The sequence below is a fragment of the Pseudomonas sp. SWI44 genome (genome assembly GCF_002947915.1).
Taxonomy (GTDB): domain Bacteria; phylum Pseudomonadota; class Gammaproteobacteria; order Pseudomonadales; family Pseudomonadaceae; genus Aquipseudomonas; species Aquipseudomonas taiwanensis.
Map to the genome: position 1 here is coordinate 938,260 of NZ_CP026674.1, position 19,258 is coordinate 957,517.

A 19,258-nucleotide genomic window follows, 5' to 3' on the forward strand; every position below is an offset into this window, starting at 1 on the left:
CGACCTAGGCCGGGGATTTTTTCATGGCGCCAGGATCAGTCCTCGCGGTAGCGGCGCAGCTTCAGCTGCTTGCCCGCCACACGGGTGTCCTTGAGCTTGGACAACAGACGCTCCAGGCCGTCTTCCGGCAGTTCGATCAGGCTGAAGCTGTCACGAACCTGGATACGGCCGATGGCGTCGCGAGCCAAGCCGCCCTCATTGAGGATCGCACCCAGCAGGTTCTTGGCGGCGATACCGTCACGGGCACCCAACGCGGTACGGCAACGAACGCGACCTTCAGCCAGCGGCATCGGCGCGCGACGCTCGCGGTCACCACGCTCACTGCGCTCACCACGGTCGCCACGCTCACCACTGCGCTCACGCGGGGTGAAGCTTGGCACCAGCGGCTGCTCACGCTCGACAGCCGCCAGATCCAGAGCCTGGCCATTGGTGGCCTTGCGCAGCAGGGCCGAGGCCAGTGCGCGTGGGCTGCAGCCGAGGTCGGCGGTCAGACGGTCGAACAGTTCGCCATGGGTGGCTTCCGCTTCGGCCACCAGCGGCGCCAGGCTCGAAGTCAGCTTCTTGATGCGGGCATCCAGTACGGCCTGCGCGTTCGGCAGACGGGCCTCGGCCACTTTCTGACCGGTTACACGTTCGATCACCTGGAGCATGCGACGCTCACGCGGGGTAACCAGCAGCAGCGCACGGCCATCGCGGCCAGCACGGCCGGTACGACCGATACGGTGAACGTAGGACTCTGGGTCGTACGGCATGTCCACGTTGAATACGTGGGTGATGCGCGGAACATCCAGACCACGGGCCGCGACGTCGGTGGCGACGACGATGTCCAGACGGCCATCCTTGAGCGAGTCGATGACGCGCTCACGCTGGTTCTGGGCGATGTCGCCGTTCAGCGCGGCAGCCTTGTAGCCCTTGGCTTCCAGGGCGGAGGCCAGGTCCAGGGTGGCTTGCTTGGTGCGTACGAAGGCGATCAGCGCATCGAACTCTTCCACTTCCAGCAGACGCAGCACAGCCGGGATCTTCTGGTCGGCGTGGACCATCAGGTGGGCCTGATCGATCGCGGTGACGGTCTGGGTCTTGCTCTGGATCTTGACGTGCTTCGGCTCGCGCAGGTGGCGCTCGGCGATGCTGCGGATCGAAGACGGCAGGGTGGCGGAGAACAGCACGGTCTGGCGCGATTCAGGGATGGCGTCGAAGATCACTTCGAGGTCGTCCATGAAGCCCAGCTTGAGCATCTCGTCCGCTTCGTCCAGTACCAGGTACTGAACGGTGGACAGGACTTTCTCGTCGCGGCGCAGGTGGTCGCACAGGCGGCCAGGGGTAGCGACGACGATTTGCGCGCCGTTACGGATGGCACGCAGTTGTGGGCCCATCGGGGCACCACCGTACACGGCCACGACGTTAACGCCCGGCATCTGCTTGGCGTAGGTTTCGAATGCGGTAGCTACTTGCAGCGCCAACTCACGGGTTGGCGCAAGGATCAGGGCTTGCGGTTCGCGCTTGCTCACGTCGATCTTGTTGAGGATCGGCAGGGCGAAGGCAGCGGTCTTGCCGGTGCCAGTCTGCGCCTGGCCGATCATGTCGTGACCGGCGAGGATGATCGGGATCGACTGTTGCTGAATGGCGGACGGCTCTTCGTAGCCGGTAGCCAGTACGGCAGCAACAATGTTCGGATTGAGTTCGAGAGCGGCGAATCCGCCGGTTTCCTGGGTCATGGGTCTGCCTCTAGGTGCATCCGCAAAGACCCATGCTCCAAAGCTGCACATGCCTTGAAAGACCAAACGGTCACCCAGGCAGCTTTGGCGGCGGGGATTTGCGAAAACGATTGAAAATGAATACGTGGGAAGGTCCGCCTAGCGGACGCGCAGCCGAAGCTGGACTCGGAGGATTTGCACCACCTGATTTTGAGGTCCGCTAAAAGACCGGCGCGTACTATACCCGAATTGAAGGGGACAGTGAGGAAATTTTTCAGTTTGGGTAGCCAGTATCAGGCCATCAATCGATACCGGCTGAAACGTTTTTCTCCAGCAGCCCCCTTCCTGCCCCGCTTCCGAAGAGCCCACTGCCCTGGAGCACGGCGCAGTCCCCGTAGGAGCGGGTTTACCCGCGAAGAGCGCAACACGGTTTCAGGTCGCTGGCCGAATTTCCTGGATCAGGCTCTCCAGGCTATACCCCAGGCGCGGCGCCAGCGCTTCGGCGCGTGCCCGCACCCCGTCCAGGTCCAACGTCTGCTCGAGGTCCGCAGGCACCAGCAGGATGACATTGCCCTCCTTCACCGGCAGCTCCCAGTAATGCCGGTGGTAAAGCCCGCGCAGCAACGCCGCACCCAGCGGCCGGCCATCGTCGTTGGCCCACTGGTTGATCACCAGCCAACCGCCGGGGTTGAGTTGCTGCTGACAGTTTTCCAGGAACCGCCAGGCCAGGTGCCCGACACCCGGCCCGTGATCGGTGTACAGGTCAACGAAGATCAGGTCGGCTTTTTCCGCGCTCGGCAGCAACTCGAGGGCATCGCCGATACGCACGTAAAGCCGCGGATCATCGTCCAGACCGAGGTACTCCATGGCCAGGCGCGGCACATCCGGGCGCAGTTCGATGGCTTCGATGTCCTCCAGCGGCAGGAATTTCATGCAGGCCTGGGTCAGGGTACCGGCCCCCAACCCCAGGAACAGCGCACTCTCTGGCTGTGCGTGGCACAGCGCCCCCACCAGCATGGCACGGGTGTAGTCGTACTCCAGCCAGCTGGGGTCGGCGGTGAACACGCAGCTTTGCTCGATCGCATCGCCGAACTCGAGAAAACGGTAGTCGTCCACCTCGTACACGCTGATCACGCCAAAGGCATCTTCGACCCGGGCCAGTAGCCGCTCTTCCCGCTCCGTCGCCATCACTGCCACCTGCCCACACAAAAACGCGCATTGTCCGTCAACACCAGCAACGCAACAAGCGCACCGCCAACTGTTACCATGACGAACAGCCTACAACCGACAAGACCGAGCCTGTGATGAACCAACCGTGGAGCCCTGACAGCTGGCGTGCCCTGCCGATCCAGCAGCAACCGACCTACCCCGACGCCGCGCACCTGCTGAAGGTCGAGCAGACCCTGGCCAGCTACCCGCCGCTGGTGTTCGCAGGCGAAGCGCGCGAGCTGCGTCGACAGTTCGCCGAGGTCACCGAAGGCCGGGCCTTCCTGTTGCAAGGTGGCGACTGCGCCGAAAGCTTCGCCGAGTTTTCGGCCGCGAAGATCCGCGACACCTTCAAGGTGCTGCTACAGATGGCCATTGTCATGACCTTCGCCGCCGGCTGCCCGGTGGTCAAGGTCGGGCGCATGGCCGGGCAGTTCGCCAAGCCTCGCTCCGCAGGCGATGAAACCATCGGCAACGTCACCCTGCCCGCCTACCGCGGCGACATCGTCAACGGCATCGGGTTCGACGAGAAAAGCCGCGTGCCGGACCCGGAGCGCCTGCTGCAGGCGTACCACCAGGCCACCGCCACCCTCAACCTGCTGCGCGCCTTCGCCCAGGGCGGTTTCGCCGACCTGCATCAGGTGCACAAGTGGAACCTGGACTTCATCGCCAACTCGGCGCTGGCCGACAAGTACCACCAGTTGGCCAACCGCATCGACGAGACCCTGGCCTTCATGCGCGCCTGCGGCCTGGACAGCGCCCCACAACTGCGCGAAACCAGTTTCTTCACCGCCCATGAAGCGCTGCTGCTCAACTACGAAGAGGCCTTCGTGCGTCAGGACAGCCTGACCGGTGACCACTACGATTGTTCGGCGCACATGCTGTGGATCGGCGACCGTACCCGCCAGTTGGATGGTGCCCATGTCGAGTTCCTGCGCGGCGTGCACAATCCGATCGGGGTGAAGGTCGGGCCGAGCATGAACCCTGAAGAACTGATCCGCCTGATCGACATCCTCAACCCGGACAACGACCCGGGCCGGCTGAACCTGATCGTGCGCATGGGCGCCGGCAAGGTGGGTGACCACCTGCCGGGGTTGATCCGCACCGTCGAGCGCGAGGGGCGCAAGGTGCTGTGGAGCTCCGACCCGATGCACGGCAACACCATCAAGGCCAGCAGCGGCTACAAGACCCGTGACTTTGCGCAGATCCTGGACGAGGTGAAACAGTTCTTCCAGGTGCACCAGGCCGAAGGCAGCCATGCGGGCGGGATTCATATCGAGATGACCGGACAGAACGTCACCGAATGCATCGGCGGCGCCCGGCCGATCACCGAAGACGCGCTCTCAGACCGCTATCACACCCATTGCGACCCACGCATGAATGCCGACCAGTCACTGGAGCTGGCGTTCCTGATCGCCGAGACGCTCAAGCAAGTGCGGCGCTGAGCGGGAGCGGTTGGCTGAAAGCGGGGGCGTTCGTGAGAGCGAGCGCCGCCCGCGCGGTGCATCGCGAGCAAGGCTCGCTCCTACGTTTGTTTCCGGCCAGCACAGGCTCTTACCCTCATTTACGCAGCGGATCGTCCCAGAAATGCCGATCCGCCTCTTGCTGGATATCGGCCCGGCTCAACCCCAAGTCCTGCAACGTCGCGTCACTGAGGCGAGCCAACTCCTGACGCTGGCGATACAACTGCAGCCAGCGCGCCAAACGCTCGATCGCCACATGCCACAGGTGGTTCAGGGAAAAGGTGGTGTGCTCGATGCTGCTGACATGACCTTTCATCGTGAGGCCCTCCGTGTTGATGGCTCCAGTCTCATCCCAGGCTTAAGATCAATCCAACGAATGTTTCTGATGCCATGCATCTCGGAGATTGATGCAATGTCCCACTATCAGAGTCTCGATGCCGATGTGCTGCGCACCTTCGTCGCCATTGCCGAACAAGGCGGCTTCACCCGCGCCGGCGAGGTGGTCAACCGCACGCAGTCGGCAGTCAGCATGCAGATGAAGCGCCTGGAAGAAGACATCCTCCAACGCCAGCTTTTCGAGCGCGACGGCCGCCAGGTGCGCCTGACCGCCGAAGGGCAAGTGTTGCTGGGTTATGCCCGGCGCATCCTCAAGCTGCACGGCGAGGTGTTCAACACCCTGCGCATGCCACACATGGTCGGCGTGGTGCGTATCGGCACGCCGGACGATTATGCGATGCGTTTTCTGCCGACGATCCTGTCGAGTTTCGCCCAGGCTTACCCGCTGGTGCAGGTGGAAGTGCACTGCGACTCGTCCAAGCAACTGATGCTGCGCCAGGACTTGGACCTGACCATCGTCACCCGCGAGCCGGGTAACGAAGTCGGCCAGCTGCTGCGCCAGGAGCGGCTGGTCTGGGCCGCTGCCGAAGGCTTCTGCCCACACGAGCAGCGGCCCGTGCCATTGGCGTTGTTCAACACCGATTGCTTCTGCCGCGCCTGGACCTGCAATGCCCTGGAGGCCCAGGGCATCGACTACCGCATTGCCTACACAAGCCCCAGCCTGGCGGCGATCTTCGCCATCGTCACCGCTGGGTTGGCGGTGACAGCGCAGCTGCAGAGCCTGATTGGCGGTAATGTGCGCATTCTTGGCGAACAGAGCGGTTTGCCGCAGTTGCCGCTGGCCAATGTGATGCTGCTGCGCAATTCGCAGAGCCAGTCACCGATTACCGACTGCATGGCCGACTACATCGTGGAAGGGTTCAAATGACCGCGGGCCACCACTGTCGGCTATAGCTCGAACCCAAGCATCGCCGCGCACACCACCAGAAACACGCAGAACAACGCCCGTAGCACTTTCTCGGGCAGTGCATGGGCCAGCCGCACACCCCAACTGATGCTGAGCAAGCCCCCCACCGCCAGTGGTATGCCCACGCTCCAGCTCACGCTGTGGTGCACACCGTAGGTCAGCAAGGTCACCGCCGTGCTTGGCGCCGCCAAGGCCAGGGACAGCCCTTGGGCTACCACCTGGGTGGTACCGAACACACTGGTGAGGATCGGCGTTGCGACCACGGCCCCGCCTACCCCGAACAATCCCCCCATGGCGCCCGAGAAGCTGCCCAGCACACCCAGCCACGGCCAGGGGTAGCGCAGCTCGGCGGAGGGTGGCGCCACCTTGAGGAACATCCGCGCCACGTTCCAGATGGCCAGGGCCACCAGGAAGCCGACGAAGCCCAGGCGCATCGACTGCGCGTCGATCCCCACTGCCCAGATCGACCCTAACCAGGCGAACAGCAGGCTGCACAGTGACAGCGGCAGTGCATGGCGCAGCTCGATGCGATTGCGCTGGTGATAACGCCACAGCGCCAGCAACACGTTAGGGACCACCATCACCAGCGCGGTGCCCTGCGCCAATTGCTGATCGAGGCCGAACAACACACCCAACGCCGGGATCGCGATCAACCCTCCACCAATGCCGAACAGCCCACCCAGGGTACCCAGGGCTGCGCCCAGCGCGACATACATCAACCACTCGATCATCAGGGCCTCATCCGCCTGTAGTTGGAATTCAAGCATGCTACCCAGTCAGGGCTGGCGGGGAAACGCACAGCAACGCACAATGGCTATGCGTGTTTCGCAAAGCAGAGTCGCCATGAGCCCCGACACCCTGACCGAACAACTGAGCCTGTTTCTCGATGTGCTGGAAACCAGCAGCTTCTCGGCCGCCGCCCGCCGTCACCCGCTGACGCCCTCGGCGGTGGCGCGGCGCATCGACAACCTGGAAGCGGCCGTCGGTAGCCGACTGTTCGTGCGCAGCACCCATGCCGTGCGTGCCACCCCCGCTGGCAATGCCTTCGCCGAGCGCGCCCGGCGCATCATCGAAGAGCTGCGCCTGGCCCGTGCCGAGGCAGTGTCGTTGAGCAATGCCCCGGAAGGCTTGATTCGCATCGACGCCCCGGCGGCATTCGGCCGTCGCCACCTGGCGCCGGCCATCGCCGATTTTCTGGTGGCCTACCCTGGGCTGGATGTACAACTGCGCCTGATCGACAGTTTCGTCGACCTGCATGGCAGCCACTTGGGTGAGGTGGATTTGGTGCTGCGCGCCGGTCCCCTGGCCGACACCCGACTGGTCGCCACACCGCTGGCCTACATGGTGCGTATCGCCTGCGCCAGCCCCGCCTACCTGGCCAACCGTGGCGTACCGGCTTGCCCCAGCGAGCTACCTGACCACGACGGCCTGGACTGGGACGGGCTCGCGCCGCCGTTCGCCTGGCGCTTCACGGTCGCGGGACAAACCCGCCTGTATCGCCCGCAGCGCATGCGCATGGCCGCCAACAACGCCGAAACGCTGCTGTTCGGCGCACTGGCAGGCTTGGGTGTCGCGCACCTGCCCACCTGGCTGATCAGCGACTACCTGCTGCGCGGTGAACTGATACCGCTGTTCTGCGAAGGCGGCCTGCCCGAGCCTGAGTCCAGCGGCATCTACGCACTGCGCCTTGAACATGAAACGAACTCTCGCAGCCGTTTACTGCTCGAATTTCTCAAGAGCCGCTTCAGCCCGGTTCCACCTTGGGACTTGGCCTTGCGAAGCGAATTGCGCTGGTAATGAGCGCGCCAATCATCAGCGTGCTAGATTTTCACATTGATCAATTTCAAGGATCTGCATGAACGCCGACCCCAAAGCCCCCTGTGACGAGCTGCTGTTGGATAACCAGGTCTGCTTCGCCCTGCACTCCACCTCGTTGCTGATGACCAAGGTCTACAAGCCGCTGCTGCAGGCGTTGGGGCTGACCTACCCGCAGTACCTGGCCATGCTCGTGCTCTGGGAGCAGGACGGCCTGACCGTGGGCGAAATCAGCCAACGCCTGCTCACCGACCCCGGCTCGCTTACCCCCCTGCTCAAACGCCTGGAAAGCGAAGGTTTGCTCAAGCGCACCCGCAGTCGCGAAGACGAACGCGTCGTCCTGGTGCAACTGACCGACAAGGGCCGTGCCCTCCACCAGCAAGCGCGCAGCGTGCCCCAGTGCATCCTCAAGGCCAGCGGCCATAGCCTGGAACGCTTGCAGCAGCTGCAAGCCGAACTGCTGGAACTACGCGACAACCTGCAGAAGAACCTCTGAGGACTATGCTCTGAGGTGGCCGTTCGGATGAATGGTCAAAGATTTATCTTGCGCACTAACTAATTGCGCGCTAATTTAAATCCCGTACCCACTCAGCGCCCCGGCGCACATCACTCAAGCGAGGCTCAACATGCAAAAGGTCACTCCGCTGTACATCGCCGAAGCCACCTCCACTGGCGGGCGCGACGGTAAATCCCGCTCCAGCGACGGCAAGCTGGAAGTCAAGCTGAGCACCCCGAAGGAGCTGGGCGGCGCGGGCGGTGACGGCACCAACCCCGAGCAACTGTTCGCTGCCGGTTATTCGGCCTGCTTCATCGGCGCCCTGAAATTCGTCGCAGGTCAGGAAAAGAAAGCCCTGCCAGCCGATGCCTCGATCACCGCGAACGTGGGCATCGGCCAGATCCCAGGTGGCTTTGGCCTGGACATCGACCTGCACATCAACCTGCCAGGTCTGGCGCAGGCCGATGCCGAAGGTTTGGTCGAGAAGGCGCACAAGGTTTGCCCGTATTCCAACGCCACTCGCGGTAACGTGGATGTGCGGCTGCATGTGACGGTGTGATGGATGCGCGCAGCCTCTGACACAACAGAGGCTTGCGCGGTCCCTGCAAAAGCGAAGATCCGCCAGCGGGCGAGATTCTCGCAAGCAAAAAAAACCCGGCCAAGGCCGGGTTTTCTGCGTATCGCAAGAAGTCTTACTTCTTGGAACGGCCCTTGAAGCTGCCGTCGCGGGTATCGATATCGATCCACTCGTCGATTTCGATGAAGTCGGCAACCTGTACTTCGGTACCGTTGGCCAGCTTGGCAGGCTTCATGACCTTGCCCGAGGTGTCGCCGCGGGCAGCGTTCTCGGTGTAGACGACCTGACGGCTGATGGTGGTCGGCAGTTCAACCGATACCACTTTCTCTTCGTACATGGTCAGGGCGCAGATGTCCTGCATGCCTTCTTCGATGTACGGCAGAACGGCGTCGATGTCTTCGGCGTTCAGTTCGTACATGGTGTAGTCGGTGGTGTCCATGAAGGTGTAGGCGTCACCGCTGATGAACGACAGAGTCACTTCCTTGCGATCGAGGATCACGTCGTCCAGCTTGTCGTCGGCGAAGTAGACGGTTTCAGTCTTGTAGCCGGTCAGCAGGTTCTTCAGCTTGGTCTTCATGATCGCGCTGTTGCGACCGGACTTGGTGAATTCGGCTTTCTGTACCAGCCACGGGTCGTTGTCGATCCGCAGTACGGTACCGGGTTTCAGTTCTTTACCAGTTTTCATTACAAAGTATCCGAATCTGGATGGATTTATAAAAATCGAGGCCGCGTATCATAGCCAATTTCGGTAAAACTGTACCAGCGTCATGGCAAGGTCCGGCTGAGCGGCCTGTTTGGTGCACCAATGGCGGGCATGCGCCTGCAGCTCGTCCCAGTGGGCCAGCACCCCGCGCCACGGGGCGCCCATGTCGCGATGCATGTTCCAGGCACGCCAGAGCTCGACCAGTGCTTCACCGGCTTCTTCCGACAACCCATGTCGATAAATCGCCAAGAACGCTTCAAGTTTTTCCCAGTGAGCGTTCTCGTCCTGCACATAGATGTGCCACAGCAGCGGCCGCCCTGCCCACTGGGCGCGGACGAAGGAGTCTTCGCCCCGCACGGCATTGAAGTCACAGCACCAGAGCACGCGGTCGTAGTCGTCCTGGCTGACGAAAGGCAGCACCTGCACTGTCAACGCGCCTTTGCGGCGCAGGTCGCCCGGGGCCAACGATGCCTCCCCCAGCCAACCTTGCAGGTCACCCAGGATACGCCCCTCCGGCACCAGCAAGTGGGTGGGCCGCTCTGCCTCGGCCATGGCATCGAGCCAACCACTCAGCTGCGAGTTCTCGTAGGCGAACAGCGAAACCAAGCGGGCATCGGCCTGGGGGTGCACTCCCAGCCGGTTAAGGAACGCCTCGCGCAGCCCGGGGCTGGCCTCGAAGGCCTCTCGTTGCACAAGCAAGGAGGCTTCGCGCAGCAAGCCGCCGGTCTTGTCGCTGAAACCGGGAAAGAAAAACACCGTGCGCAGGCCGCTGGGCTGCGGCGAAGGCAAGCCATGGCAACCTTCCACCCAGTCCTCGGCGCTGAGGTATTCCAGGTTCAGCCACAACGTCGAAGTGGGCTTCAACCCGTCGATGTAGGCCGGCGGCAAGCGGCAGCCAAAGGCACCGATCACGACCTCAGGGGCGTTCACTGGCTGCCAGTCGGTCGGCCAGCGGCGCACGTCGACGCCTTGCTGCCACTGCTGGTCGGCCGCAGGGTCGGCGCCAGGGCACAGGCGCACGAAGGCCTGCAGGTCATCCACCCACAGGCGCACCGCCAGGCCGTGCTCGGCCACCAGTTGCCGGGCCAGGCGCCAGGTCACGCCGATGTCGCCATAGTTGTCGACGACGGTGCAGAAAATGTCCCAGGTGGCCTTCATGTGCCCTACCCTCGTCGTACGGAAAAGCAGCGGATTCTGCGCATAAATTGTCGCCGACAAAAGCACCGACGCTGAAAAAACCCTCGGTGCCATGCGACAATACCCGCTCGTCCCGCCTTGCCAGGAGGCCACCATGCCCCGCCACCGTGAACTGAAAATCACCCTGAAGCCACTGCAACTGATCCTGTGCGTGGCTTTCGGCCTGTGGCTGGGCGCCGTGGCCATCGCCCTGAGCCTATGGCTGGCCTTGCAGTATTGGCCCGACCAGGTGCAGCCGGTGGCCCAGGCCGTCGCCCCCACCTACGCGCACCCCGCTGCACCACCTGTGCAACCAGCCGATGCGCAAAGCGAGATGTTCGAACGCTACAAAGACATCCTGCAAAAGCAGGAAATGCAACAGGCCGCCGAAGCTGCCCAAGGCAACCCACGCAATCTCAACAGCCCCAAGTGCCAGTTCTGGCTGCAACAGAACCGCACCGCGCCAACCGACAAGAGCCAGGCCAATGTCCTGGAGTTCTGCTACTGACCATGAACAAAGCCGCCCTCCTTGCCCAGATCGTCGCCACCCTGGAACACGACATGGACGTGTTGCGTCGCGCTGCCCAAAGCGCCTACGAAACCGCCACGGCTGAAGAGAATATCGCCGAGAACAAGTACGACACCCTGGGCCTCGAGGCCTCGTACCTGGCCACCGGCCAGGCCCGGCGCACGGCCGAGATTCGTCAGGCATTGCTGACCTACCAGCAGTTGGTGCTGCGCGACTACGACCCGTCGCGCGGGGTACAGGTGAGCAACCTGGTGACGCTGGAGGATGAAGATGGCGCACGTCGGGTGCTGTTCCTCGGGCCGGAAGCCGCCGGGCTGAAGATCGGCGAGGGGGATGAACGGGTAACCGTCATTACCCCTCGGTCGCCTTTGGGCCAGAAACTGGTTGGCAAGCGGGTCGAGGATGAAATCATCCTGGGCAACCAGGCGCTGTTTATCGTCGAGGTCGACTGACAGTACTTTACCGCCGGCAAGCAGCGATTCCTTCACGTCGCCTGCAAGGCATCGAACCGCGTCGCCAACCCCTGCGCGGCGAACTGCTGCGCCACGAAATCGATGAACGCCCGCGTTTTGCCCGGCAGCAATTTGTGCCCGGCGTAGTACAGGCAGATGTGCCCGTCGTCCACGTACCAATCCGGCAGCACCCGCTGCAGCCTTCCGGCCTCAAGGTAGGGCACGGCGAACGGCAGGCTGACCAGGGCAACCCCCAGCCCCTGCTGCGCCACGGCGCAAGCGGCATCTGAGTCGCTCATGGTCATGGCCTGTCGCATCAGCAACGGCTGCTGGTCTTGCCAACGGCTGGTCAACGGCCAGGAACGCACCCGACCGGTCTGCGGCGAACGGATGAAAATGCCATCGTGACGCTGCAATGACGGCGGACCGTCTATCGGCGCATGGCGCAGCAGGTACTCAGGTGCCGCCACCAGAACCCGATGGGCCGGGGTGAGCTTGCGCGCCACCACGCCCAGGGGCAGATCGAAGCCGCCACCAATGGCCGCATCGAAACCCTGGCCGATCAGGTCGACCTGACGGTTATCGAAATGCCAGTCCGGTGTGATCGCTGGGTATTGCCGCAGAAATTCGCCCAACAGCGGCACCACGTACAAGCGCCCGAACACCGTGCCGATGCTCACCCTCAGCAGCCCGGCAGGCTGGCCCTCGGCACTGGCCAGGTTGGCTATGGCGTGCTGGATGGTGCGAAAACTGTCGCTGACCTCGCCCAGAAAGCGCTGGCCGGCTTCGGTCAGGGTCAGCTTGCGCGTACTACGCTGGAACAGACGCACACCCAGGCGCGCCTCCAACTGGGCGACATGCTTGCCCACTGCGGCAGGCGTGAGGCTCAACCGGCGGGCCGCCTCGGCGAAGCTACCCACCTCGGCGCTACGGATAAAACACTCGATGGCGCTGAACGATTCCATGGCCATGATTGGCAACCAAAAGTTTACTCAGCTGATAGTGATTGCCATCTTATCAGCACCTAATCGACGACTGATACTGCGTCCATCCACGGCATACGGCCTGGCTTTCCACTGGAGATCACTATGTCCAAGCAACTCACACTCGAAGGCAAGGTCGCCCTGGTCCAGGGCGGCTCGCGCGGTATCGGCGCAGCGATCGTGCGGCGTCTGGCCCGTGAGGGCGCCAAGGTCGCCTTCACCTATGTCAGCTCCGCCGGCCCCGCCGAAGAGCTGGCCCGGGAAATCAACGCGCAAGGCGGCCAGGCACTGGCGCTGCGCGCCGACAGTGCCGATGCAGCCGCCGTGCAAATGGCTGTGGATGACACGGTAAAACAGCTCGGCCGCCTCGATATCCTGGTCAATAACGCCGGCGTGCTGGCGGTGGCGCCAATCACCGAGTTCGACCTCGCCGAATTCGACCGCATGCTGGCAGTCAACGTGCGCAGCGTGTTCGTCGCCAGCCAGGCGGCAGCACGCTACATGAGCGAAGGTGGGCGGATCATCACCATCGGCAGTACCAACGCCGAACGCATGCCCTTCGCCGGTGGTGCCCCCTATGCCATGAGCAAATCCGCCCTGGTCGGCCTGACCCGCGGCATGGCTCGCGACCTGGGGCCAAGGGGCATCACGGTGAACAACGTGCAACCTGGCCCGGTGGACACCGACATGAACCCGGCCAGCGGGGAGTTTGCGGAAAGCCTCATTCCATTGATGGCCATCGGGCGTTACGGGCAGGCGGATGAAATCGCCAGCTTCGTCGCCTACCTGGCAGGACCGGAGGCTGGCTACATCACCGGGGCCAGCCTGACGGCAGATGGTGGGTTTGCGGCCTGAGATTCGGCTGGGGCTTTATCACCGGCAAGCCGGCTCCTACAGATAGCCCCACCGTGGGAGCTGGCTAGCCAGCGATCAGGCCCGATCCGCCAGCAGGTGCTGCTCCATGACTTCGAGAAACGCCCGCGCCGCCGGCGTCGGGCTCTGCGACCACACCGCGTACAAATGACGCACCGGCGCATCTCCCAGGCGCGCCACCGCCACACCCGGCATGCCTTCGGCCAGTCGCTCCGGCACCAGCCCCACGGCCATACCGCGCTGCACGAACTTCTCGACCAGACGAATATGGCCGATCTCGAACTGCACCCGCCGCTGCACGCCCACCGCCAGGAACGCCTCGTCGGTCTGGCGCCGCGCCCCCGTGCCTTCGGGGAAGTCCACCAAGACCTCGTTCGCCAGGTCAGCCAGCGCCAGTTGACCACGGCCAGCCAGGATGTGCGTGGGTGGCAACAACGCCACCAACTCCTCCCGTGCCAACAGACGGTGGCGCACCCCTTGCGGCTCCTCGCCCTGCCACAGACCGATGAACCCAACGTCCAGGCGCCGCTCGCACACATCGGCCACCAGCAGCTCGCTCTTGGCGGTCAACCAGCGTACGTCCACATCCGGATGGCGCCTGTGGAACACCGCCAGCAGATCAACCAGGTCCAACGCCGTGAGCGAACTGATCTCGCCAATCGACAGACGCCCCCTCACCTGGCCACAGGCCGCCGCGACGTCATCGGCAATCCGTCGGGCAGCTTGCACGGCCGGACGCGCACTGAGAACGAATGCTTCGCCTGCGTGGGTCAGGCGCACCCGCCGCGAACTGCGCTCGAACAGGCTCACGCCCAACTGCGCCTCCAGGCGCGCAACCTGATGACTGAGCGCCGATTGCACCACGTGGCAGCGCTCGGCGGCACGGGTGAAACTGCCGGTGTCGGCGACGGCCAGGGCGTACTCAAGCTGCTTGAGGTTCATCGAATCAATCTGCTTTTTAGATGGACAAGCTGAAAACTATACATTGGTGTCATTCTCAAGACTTCCCGATACTGACGCCCACTGATTTCTGCCCGCAACGAGATGCTCATGAACACCCCTACCCTCAGTCGCGCCCTCATCCTGCTGATGGCCACCGCCACTGGCCTGGCCGTGGCCAGCAACTACTACGCCCAGCCACTGCTGCACAGCATCGCCGAACAGTTCGGCCTGAGCACCGCCAGTGCCGGTAGCATCGTCATTGCCGCCCAGCTCAGTTATGGCGCGGGCCTGCTGCTGCTGGCACCGCTGGGCGACCTGTTCGAACAGCGCCGACTGATCGTGGTGATGACGGCCATCTCGACCTTGGGCCTGGTAATCAGCGCTTGCGCGCCGAGCCTGCCCTGGTTGCTGCTGGGCACGGCACTGACCGGGCTGTTCTCGGTGGTGGCGCAGATTCTGGTGCCCATGGCCGCGGCCCTGAGCGCGCCAGACCAGCGGGGCCGTGCGGTGGGTACGCTGATGAGCGGCCTGTTACTGGGTATTCTGCTGGCCCGCACGGCTGCAGGCTTCATGGCAGAACTCGGCGGGTGGCGCAGTATCTACGTGCTCGCGGCCGTCCTCATGGCGGTATCCGCCATCGCCCTCTATCGCAGTTTGCCGCAGCACAACAGCCATGCCGGGCTGAAGTACCCGGCACTGATCGGTTCGGTGTTCCGCCTGTTCGTGCAAGAACCGGTGCTGCGCCTGCGTTCTTTGCTTGGCCTGCTGGCATTCAGCCTGTTCGCGCTGTTCTGGACGCCACTGGCCTTCCTCCTGGCCAGTGAGCCCTACCACTATTCGGATGCCGTGATCGGGCTGTTCGGCCTGGCTGGCGCGGCGGGAGCGCTGTCGGCGAACTGGGCAGGTCGTTTGGCCGACCGCGGCAAGGGCTCACTGGGCACCACCGTCGGCCTGGTCGCGCTGATGCTGTCGTGGGTGCCTCTGGGCTTTGCCGAGCAGTCCCTGCTGGCGCTGCTACTGGGCGTGCTGGTACTCGACCTGGCGGTGCAGCTGGTGCATGTGAGCAACCAGAACGCGGTGATTGCCCTTCGTCCAGAAGCCCGCACACGGCTCAATGCCGGGTACATCACGTGCTACTTCATTGGCGGCGCTTTGGGCTCGCTGCTGGGAACGCAATTGTTCCAGCACCACGGCTGGATGGGCATCGTCACGGCCGGCCTTGCCATTGGGGCGCTGGCACTGTTGGTCTGGGCAATGGCCGAGCGCAAACGCAAGCGTGCGCTACAACTTACCTGAGCCACGCCTGCCGGCAGGACCGCGACCAACCGCCACGACCCTCCGTCGCCCGATCGTTGACTTGCCGGCCAAGGAGGGGCTCAGTAGGTGTTGGTCAAGACCCTTTCCCGACAGGACGACTCAATGACAAGGCTCACGGTTCAATCCGGCGATTTCTTGCAAGGTGAAGGCGAGTACCGCAATGGAGCGCTCACTCTCAAGACCCCGCGCAGCCCCTCGCCCGGCGAGCGGATTTCTCTCACACGAATCACCGACCTCAGGCTCGCCAGCCTTGAGTCCAGCCGCAGCCTGGGTACCGCGATCGGCTGGGGCGTGGCGGGTGCCTTGGTGGCAGGCCCGGTCGGCTTGCTGGCCGGGCTGTGGCTCGGCGGCAAGGAAGAGGAAGCGACCTTCCTCGCCACCTTCAAGGATGGTCGCAAGTTGATGGCCATCACCGACGGCAAGACCTGGTCGAAGATCGATGACAGTTGGCGTCGCCATCGGCATCCGGCCTCTAACGACTGAGTATTGCGGTGATGCCGCTATCGCGAGCAAGGCTCGCTCCTACGCGCCGGTCACCCAAAACGGTCGCGCGCAAATCCCGCAGGACTCAGTGGTCCGAAAAAACGTAGGAGCGAGCCTTGCTCGCGATGCGCCGCGCGGGCGGCGCTCGATCTCACAGCCGAAAAGATCTCCCGATGAACCCCTGTGAGCCCCAAAACAAAAAGCCCCCGAACCTTTCAGTTCGGGGGCTTTTCGCAGAATGTGGCGGTGAAGAAGGGATTTGAACCCTTGATACGATTTCTCGTATACACACTTTCCAGGCGTGCTCCTTCGACCACTCGGACACTTCACCGTTTTCTCTTCAAGCTATTCAGCCTGTCGAGGCGCGCTAATTTAGTAGAAGGCTTTTCCTTTGGCAAGCATTTTTTTCAGAATTTTCATGCGCTTAAGCAAATTCTCCGAAAAACCTCGCTTGGCAGGGCAATGCTGCCAATCTCGCTTGCGCTTTTACCCTCTCCTGACGCCCTCCCCCGACACGGCAAGGCATGGCGCGCAAACGCTGACTGACTGGTCAGCCTAACTGCTTTACCTGGCTGGCGGTGCTGGGTAACGTCGTTGCCACGTTACCCAAAGGACTCTGCCATGAGCGAGCTGATTACCTACCACGCCGAAGACGGCATCGTCACCCTGACCCTGAACAACGGCAAGGTCAACGCCATCTCGCCGGATGTCATCGTGGCCTTCAACGCAGCCCTGGATCGCGCAGCACAGGAACGAGCAGTGGTGATCATCACCGGCCAGCCGGGCATTCTTTCCGGGGGCTACGACCTCAAGGTGATGACCGCGGGCCCCAAGGAAGCCATCGGCCTGGTGACCGCAGGCTCGACCCTGACCCGCCGTTTGCTCTCGCACCCGTTCCCGATCATCGTCGCCTGCCCGGGCAATGCCGTGGCCAAGGGTGCCTTCCTGTTGCTGTCGGCCGACTACCGCATCGGCGTCGAAGGGCCTTACAAGATTTGCCTGAACGAAGTGCAGATCGGCATGACCATGCACCATGCCGGCATCGAGCTGGCACGGGACCGGTTGAGCCGCGCCGCGTTCCAGCGTGCGGTCAACAATGCCGAGGTATTCACCCCGCAGGCGGCCGTGGACGCTGGCTTCCTCGACAAGGTAGTGCCTGCCGAGCAGCTGCAGGAAGCCGCCCTGGCGGCGGCGCGTGAGCTGAAGAAACTCAACATGCTGGCCCACAAGAACACCAAGCTGAAAGTGCGCAAAGGGCTGTTGGATGCCCTGGATGAAGCAATCCTGGCGGACCAGAACCCTATGGGTTGAGCCCCACCGAGGATGCCGCCCCTGTGGGAGCGCCCTGTCGCGACGCAAGGCTGCTCCCACGACAATGAGACCTTCACAGGCGCTCACCCAAGGTTTGCCCCAAACAGTGCACAGCCGTACACTGCGCCGCGACTGTCTGGTGTGAGTCGTACCATGCTTTATTCCCTTCGCATGCTCCTGCTGGGGCTGCACTTTCTGCTGGTGGGTGCCGTCGGCCTGGTCATTGGCCTGTGCCGCCCTTTCAACCCCGACAACAGCCGTATCTTTGCCCGACTGTACAGCCTGCCGGCCACCTGGATGATGCGCATCAAGGTCAAGTCCGAAGTGGGCCCGCTGTGGGACCAGCCCCCCGGTTGCGTGATCGTCGCCAACCACCAGTCCAACTTCGACCTGTTCATCCTTGGCCATGTGGTACCGCAGCGGACCGTGGCCATCGGCAAGAAAAGCCTGGGCTGGATTCCGCTGTTCGGCCAGTTGTTCTGGCTTGGCGGCAACGTGCTGGTCGACCGCCAGAACGCCTACCAGGCGCGCAAAGCCATGCAGCAGACCACCCGTACCCTGCGCAACGACACCTCGATCTGGATTTTCCCGGAGGGCACGCGCAACCCCGAAGCGAAGCTGCTGGCGTTCAAGAAAGGCGCCTTTCACATGGCGGTCGAAGCCGGTGTGCCAATCGTGCCGGTGTGCGTCAGCCGCTACGCCCGACGCCTGAGTCTCAACAGCTGGCGCCAGCGCACGGTGATCGTGCGGTCGCTGCCACCCATCGCCACCACCGGCATGACCCAGCAAGACCTGCCGGCCCTGATCGAACACTGCCGCACGCAAATGCAGCAGTGCATCGACCACATGGAAAACGAACTGCCCCATGCCTGACTTCGCCTAACCGACAGGTTGCTCTCGCGCCCTTCACGGCCCAAGCTGTAGGACGTGTTCAACCGACAAAAGCGGACAACCATGGGGCGAGTCGTGGCATCGGCGGTGTACAGCGCCGGCAGAAAAGTCACCAACATCAGCATCGACGAAGGCAGCGAGTGGGCACGCAAGCCAGGGCACTTCGTCTGGATCGGCCTGGAAGAGCCCAACGCCGAGGAGCTGGCCAACCTGCAGTGCCAGTTCAACCTGCACGAACTGGCTATCGAAGATGCCCTGGAAAAGCACAGCCGCCCCAAGCTGGAAACCTTCGGCGACGCCCTGTTCATCGTCACCTACTCCCCCGTCCGACATGAAGGCAAGCTGGAATTCATCGAAACCCATATCTTCGCTGGCAACGGGTACATCATCACGTGCCGTAACGGCCACTCGAAATCCTACGCCCTGGTGCGTCAACGCTGCGAGGCGCGCCCCCTGCTGCTGGAACATGGCGAAGACTTCGTGCTGTACGCGCTGCTCGACTTCGTCACCGAGAACTACCAGCCCGTCAGCGAAGCCATTCATGGCGAAATCGAGGAGCTGGAGCAAAGCGTGCTCAGCGGCTCGCTGAAGGAAGAAGACATCCAGCGCCTGCACAGCCTGCGCCGCGACATCCTGCGCCTGCGCCGCTACGTGGCACCGATGGTGGAAGTGAGCGAGGAACTGCAGCGCCTGAGTTTCCCGTTCATCGACAAGAACATGCGCCCGTACTTTCGCGACGTGCAGATCCATGTCACCCGGCAGATGGAGGATTTGGCCGGCATTCGTGACATCGCCAGCCAGACCATCGAGATCGGCATGCTGCTGGAGTCGTCACGGCAGAGCATCGTGCAGCGCAAGTTCGCCGCCTGGGCGGCGATTCTCGCCTTCCCCACGGCGATTGCCGGCATCTACGGGATGAACTTCCAGAACATGCCGGAACTGGGCTGGCACTATGGCTACTTTGGCGTGCTGGGGTTGATTGGCGTGGGGTGTACGGCGCTATATGCCAGTTTCAAGCGGTCGGGGTGGTTGTAGCGGCTGTCG

The 19,258-nt window shown here is 63.1% G+C and carries 20 protein-coding genes, 1 tRNA gene and 1 pseudogene; 13 read left to right on the plus strand and 9 right to left on the minus strand.

Features of this window, described 5'->3' with window-relative positions; translation table 11 throughout:
- Nucleotides 1–35: 35 nt before the first annotated feature.
- A pseudogene (locus C4Q26_RS04635) lies at nucleotides 36–1,749 on the minus strand (DEAD/DEAH box helicase).
- 377 nt (nucleotides 1,750–2,126) lie between these two features.
- Nucleotides 2,127–2,882: a spermidine synthase gene (locus tag C4Q26_RS04640; protein WP_104882826.1), complete on the minus strand. Its 756-nt coding sequence runs from the start codon at nucleotides 2,880–2,882 to the stop codon at nucleotides 2,127–2,129.
- A gap of 116 nt (nucleotides 2,883–2,998) precedes the next feature.
- Between C4Q26_RS04640 and C4Q26_RS04645 the strand changes: the two genes are divergently transcribed.
- Nucleotides 2,999–4,345 carry a class II 3-deoxy-7-phosphoheptulonate synthase gene (locus C4Q26_RS04645; protein ID WP_023379363.1) on the plus strand — a complete coding sequence of 449 codons (1,347 nt, stop codon included), beginning with the start codon at nucleotides 2,999–3,001 and terminating at the stop codon, nucleotides 4,343–4,345.
- Nucleotides 4,346–4,460: 115 nt separating this feature from the next.
- On the opposite strand, the gene C4Q26_RS04650 is transcribed toward C4Q26_RS04645, so the two are convergent.
- Nucleotides 4,461–4,679 (minus strand): DUF1127 domain-containing protein, encoded by a 219-nt coding sequence (locus C4Q26_RS04650; protein ID WP_023379362.1) that lies wholly within the window; start codon nucleotides 4,677–4,679, stop codon nucleotides 4,461–4,463.
- Nucleotides 4,680–4,775: 96 nt separating this feature from the next.
- Here C4Q26_RS04650 and C4Q26_RS04655 point away from each other — a divergent pair, with 96 nt between their 5' ends.
- Nucleotides 4,776–5,627, plus strand: coding sequence for a LysR substrate-binding domain-containing protein (locus C4Q26_RS04655; protein ID WP_023379361.1), 852 nt, complete (start codon nucleotides 4,776–4,778; stop codon nucleotides 5,625–5,627).
- 20 nt (nucleotides 5,628–5,647) lie between these two features.
- On the opposite strand, the gene C4Q26_RS04660 is transcribed toward C4Q26_RS04655, so the two are convergent.
- Nucleotides 5,648–6,397 (minus strand): sulfite exporter TauE/SafE family protein, encoded by a 750-nt coding sequence (locus C4Q26_RS04660; RefSeq protein ID WP_023379360.1) that lies wholly within the window; start codon nucleotides 6,395–6,397, stop codon nucleotides 5,648–5,650.
- A gap of 112 nt (nucleotides 6,398–6,509) precedes the next feature.
- On the opposite strand from C4Q26_RS04660, the gene C4Q26_RS04665 reads away from it, so the two are divergent.
- From C4Q26_RS04665 to C4Q26_RS04675, 3 genes are all read left to right on the plus strand, one after another.
- Nucleotides 6,510–7,463, plus strand: a complete 954-nt coding sequence (locus C4Q26_RS04665; RefSeq protein ID WP_027907250.1) for a LysR family transcriptional regulator — start codon at nucleotides 6,510–6,512, stop codon at nucleotides 7,461–7,463.
- Nucleotides 7,464–7,521: 58 nt separating this feature from the next.
- Nucleotides 7,522–7,977, plus strand: coding sequence for a MarR family winged helix-turn-helix transcriptional regulator (locus C4Q26_RS04670; RefSeq protein WP_023379358.1), 456 nt, complete (start codon nucleotides 7,522–7,524; stop codon nucleotides 7,975–7,977).
- Between the two features lie 130 nt (nucleotides 7,978–8,107).
- Entirely contained in the window at nucleotides 8,108–8,536 is a 429-nt protein-coding gene (locus C4Q26_RS04675; protein ID WP_023379357.1) for an organic hydroperoxide resistance protein, read from the plus strand.
- A gap of 133 nt (nucleotides 8,537–8,669) precedes the next feature.
- Here C4Q26_RS04675 and efp read toward each other — a convergent pair whose 3' ends face one another.
- Both efp and earP read right to left on the minus strand, forming a co-directional pair.
- Nucleotides 8,670–9,239, minus strand: a complete 570-nt coding sequence (gene efp, locus C4Q26_RS04680; RefSeq protein WP_023379356.1) for an elongation factor P — start codon at nucleotides 9,237–9,239, stop codon at nucleotides 8,670–8,672.
- Between the two features lie 48 nt (nucleotides 9,240–9,287).
- Nucleotides 9,288–10,415 (minus strand): elongation factor P maturation arginine rhamnosyltransferase EarP, encoded by a 1,128-nt coding sequence (gene earP, locus C4Q26_RS04685; protein ID WP_023379355.1) that lies wholly within the window; start codon nucleotides 10,413–10,415, stop codon nucleotides 9,288–9,290.
- Nucleotides 10,416–10,548: 133 nt separating this feature from the next.
- Between earP and C4Q26_RS04690 the strand changes: the two genes are divergently transcribed.
- Complete coding sequence (locus C4Q26_RS04690; RefSeq protein ID WP_023379354.1) at nucleotides 10,549–10,941, plus strand: hypothetical protein; 393 nt, start codon at nucleotides 10,549–10,551, stop codon at nucleotides 10,939–10,941.
- Between the two features lie 2 nt (nucleotides 10,942–10,943).
- On the plus strand, nucleotides 10,944–11,414 hold the full coding sequence (locus tag C4Q26_RS04695; RefSeq protein WP_104882827.1) for a transcription elongation factor GreAB: 471 nt from the start codon (nucleotides 10,944–10,946) through the stop codon (nucleotides 11,412–11,414).
- 32 nt (nucleotides 11,415–11,446) lie between these two features.
- Here the strand turns inward: C4Q26_RS04695 and C4Q26_RS04700 are convergent, their stop codons facing one another.
- The gene (locus C4Q26_RS04700; protein WP_104882828.1) at nucleotides 11,447–12,385 is read right to left on the minus strand and encodes a LysR family transcriptional regulator; all 939 of its coding nucleotides are present in this window, start codon (nucleotides 12,383–12,385) and stop codon (nucleotides 11,447–11,449) included.
- Nucleotides 12,386–12,502: 117 nt separating this feature from the next.
- Here C4Q26_RS04700 and C4Q26_RS04705 point away from each other — a divergent pair, with 117 nt between their 5' ends.
- Nucleotides 12,503–13,252 carry a 3-oxoacyl-ACP reductase family protein gene (locus tag C4Q26_RS04705; RefSeq protein WP_023379351.1) on the plus strand — a complete coding sequence of 250 codons (750 nt, stop codon included), beginning with the start codon at nucleotides 12,503–12,505 and terminating at the stop codon, nucleotides 13,250–13,252.
- A gap of 75 nt (nucleotides 13,253–13,327) precedes the next feature.
- Here C4Q26_RS04705 and C4Q26_RS04710 read toward each other — a convergent pair whose 3' ends face one another.
- Nucleotides 13,328–14,212 (minus strand): LysR family transcriptional regulator, encoded by an 885-nt coding sequence (locus C4Q26_RS04710; RefSeq protein WP_023379350.1) that lies wholly within the window; start codon nucleotides 14,210–14,212, stop codon nucleotides 13,328–13,330.
- Nucleotides 14,213–14,320: 108 nt separating this feature from the next.
- Between C4Q26_RS04710 and C4Q26_RS04715 the strand changes: the two genes are divergently transcribed.
- Both C4Q26_RS04715 and C4Q26_RS04720 read left to right on the plus strand, forming a co-directional pair.
- The gene (locus C4Q26_RS04715; RefSeq protein WP_023379349.1) at nucleotides 14,321–15,508 is read left to right on the plus strand and encodes an MFS transporter; all 1,188 of its coding nucleotides are present in this window, start codon (nucleotides 14,321–14,323) and stop codon (nucleotides 15,506–15,508) included.
- Between the two features lie 123 nt (nucleotides 15,509–15,631).
- On the plus strand, nucleotides 15,632–16,012 hold the full coding sequence (locus C4Q26_RS04720) for a hypothetical protein (RefSeq protein WP_023379348.1): 381 nt from the start codon (nucleotides 15,632–15,634) through the stop codon (nucleotides 16,010–16,012).
- Nucleotides 16,013–16,253: 241 nt separating this feature from the next.
- On the opposite strand, the gene C4Q26_RS04725 is transcribed toward C4Q26_RS04720, so the two are convergent.
- Nucleotides 16,254–16,343: transfer RNA gene (locus tag C4Q26_RS04725), tRNA-Ser, on the minus strand.
- Nucleotides 16,344–16,633: 290 nt separating this feature from the next.
- Here C4Q26_RS04725 and C4Q26_RS04730 point away from each other — a divergent pair.
- The 3 genes from C4Q26_RS04730 to C4Q26_RS04740 all read left to right on the plus strand — a co-directional run bounded on the left by C4Q26_RS04730 (nucleotide 16,634) and on the right by C4Q26_RS04740 (nucleotide 19,249).
- Nucleotides 16,634–17,323, plus strand: coding sequence for a crotonase/enoyl-CoA hydratase family protein (locus C4Q26_RS04730; protein ID WP_023379347.1), 690 nt, complete (start codon nucleotides 16,634–16,636; stop codon nucleotides 17,321–17,323).
- A gap of 153 nt (nucleotides 17,324–17,476) precedes the next feature.
- Nucleotides 17,477–18,196: a 1-acyl-sn-glycerol-3-phosphate acyltransferase gene (locus tag C4Q26_RS04735; RefSeq protein ID WP_023379346.1), complete on the plus strand. Its 720-nt coding sequence runs from the start codon at nucleotides 17,477–17,479 to the stop codon at nucleotides 18,194–18,196.
- An 81-nt stretch (nucleotides 18,197–18,277) separates the two neighbouring features.
- Nucleotides 18,278–19,249: a magnesium and cobalt transport protein CorA gene (locus C4Q26_RS04740; protein ID WP_023379345.1), complete on the plus strand. Its 972-nt coding sequence runs from the start codon at nucleotides 18,278–18,280 to the stop codon at nucleotides 19,247–19,249.
- Nucleotides 19,250–19,258 lie beyond the last annotated feature (9 nt).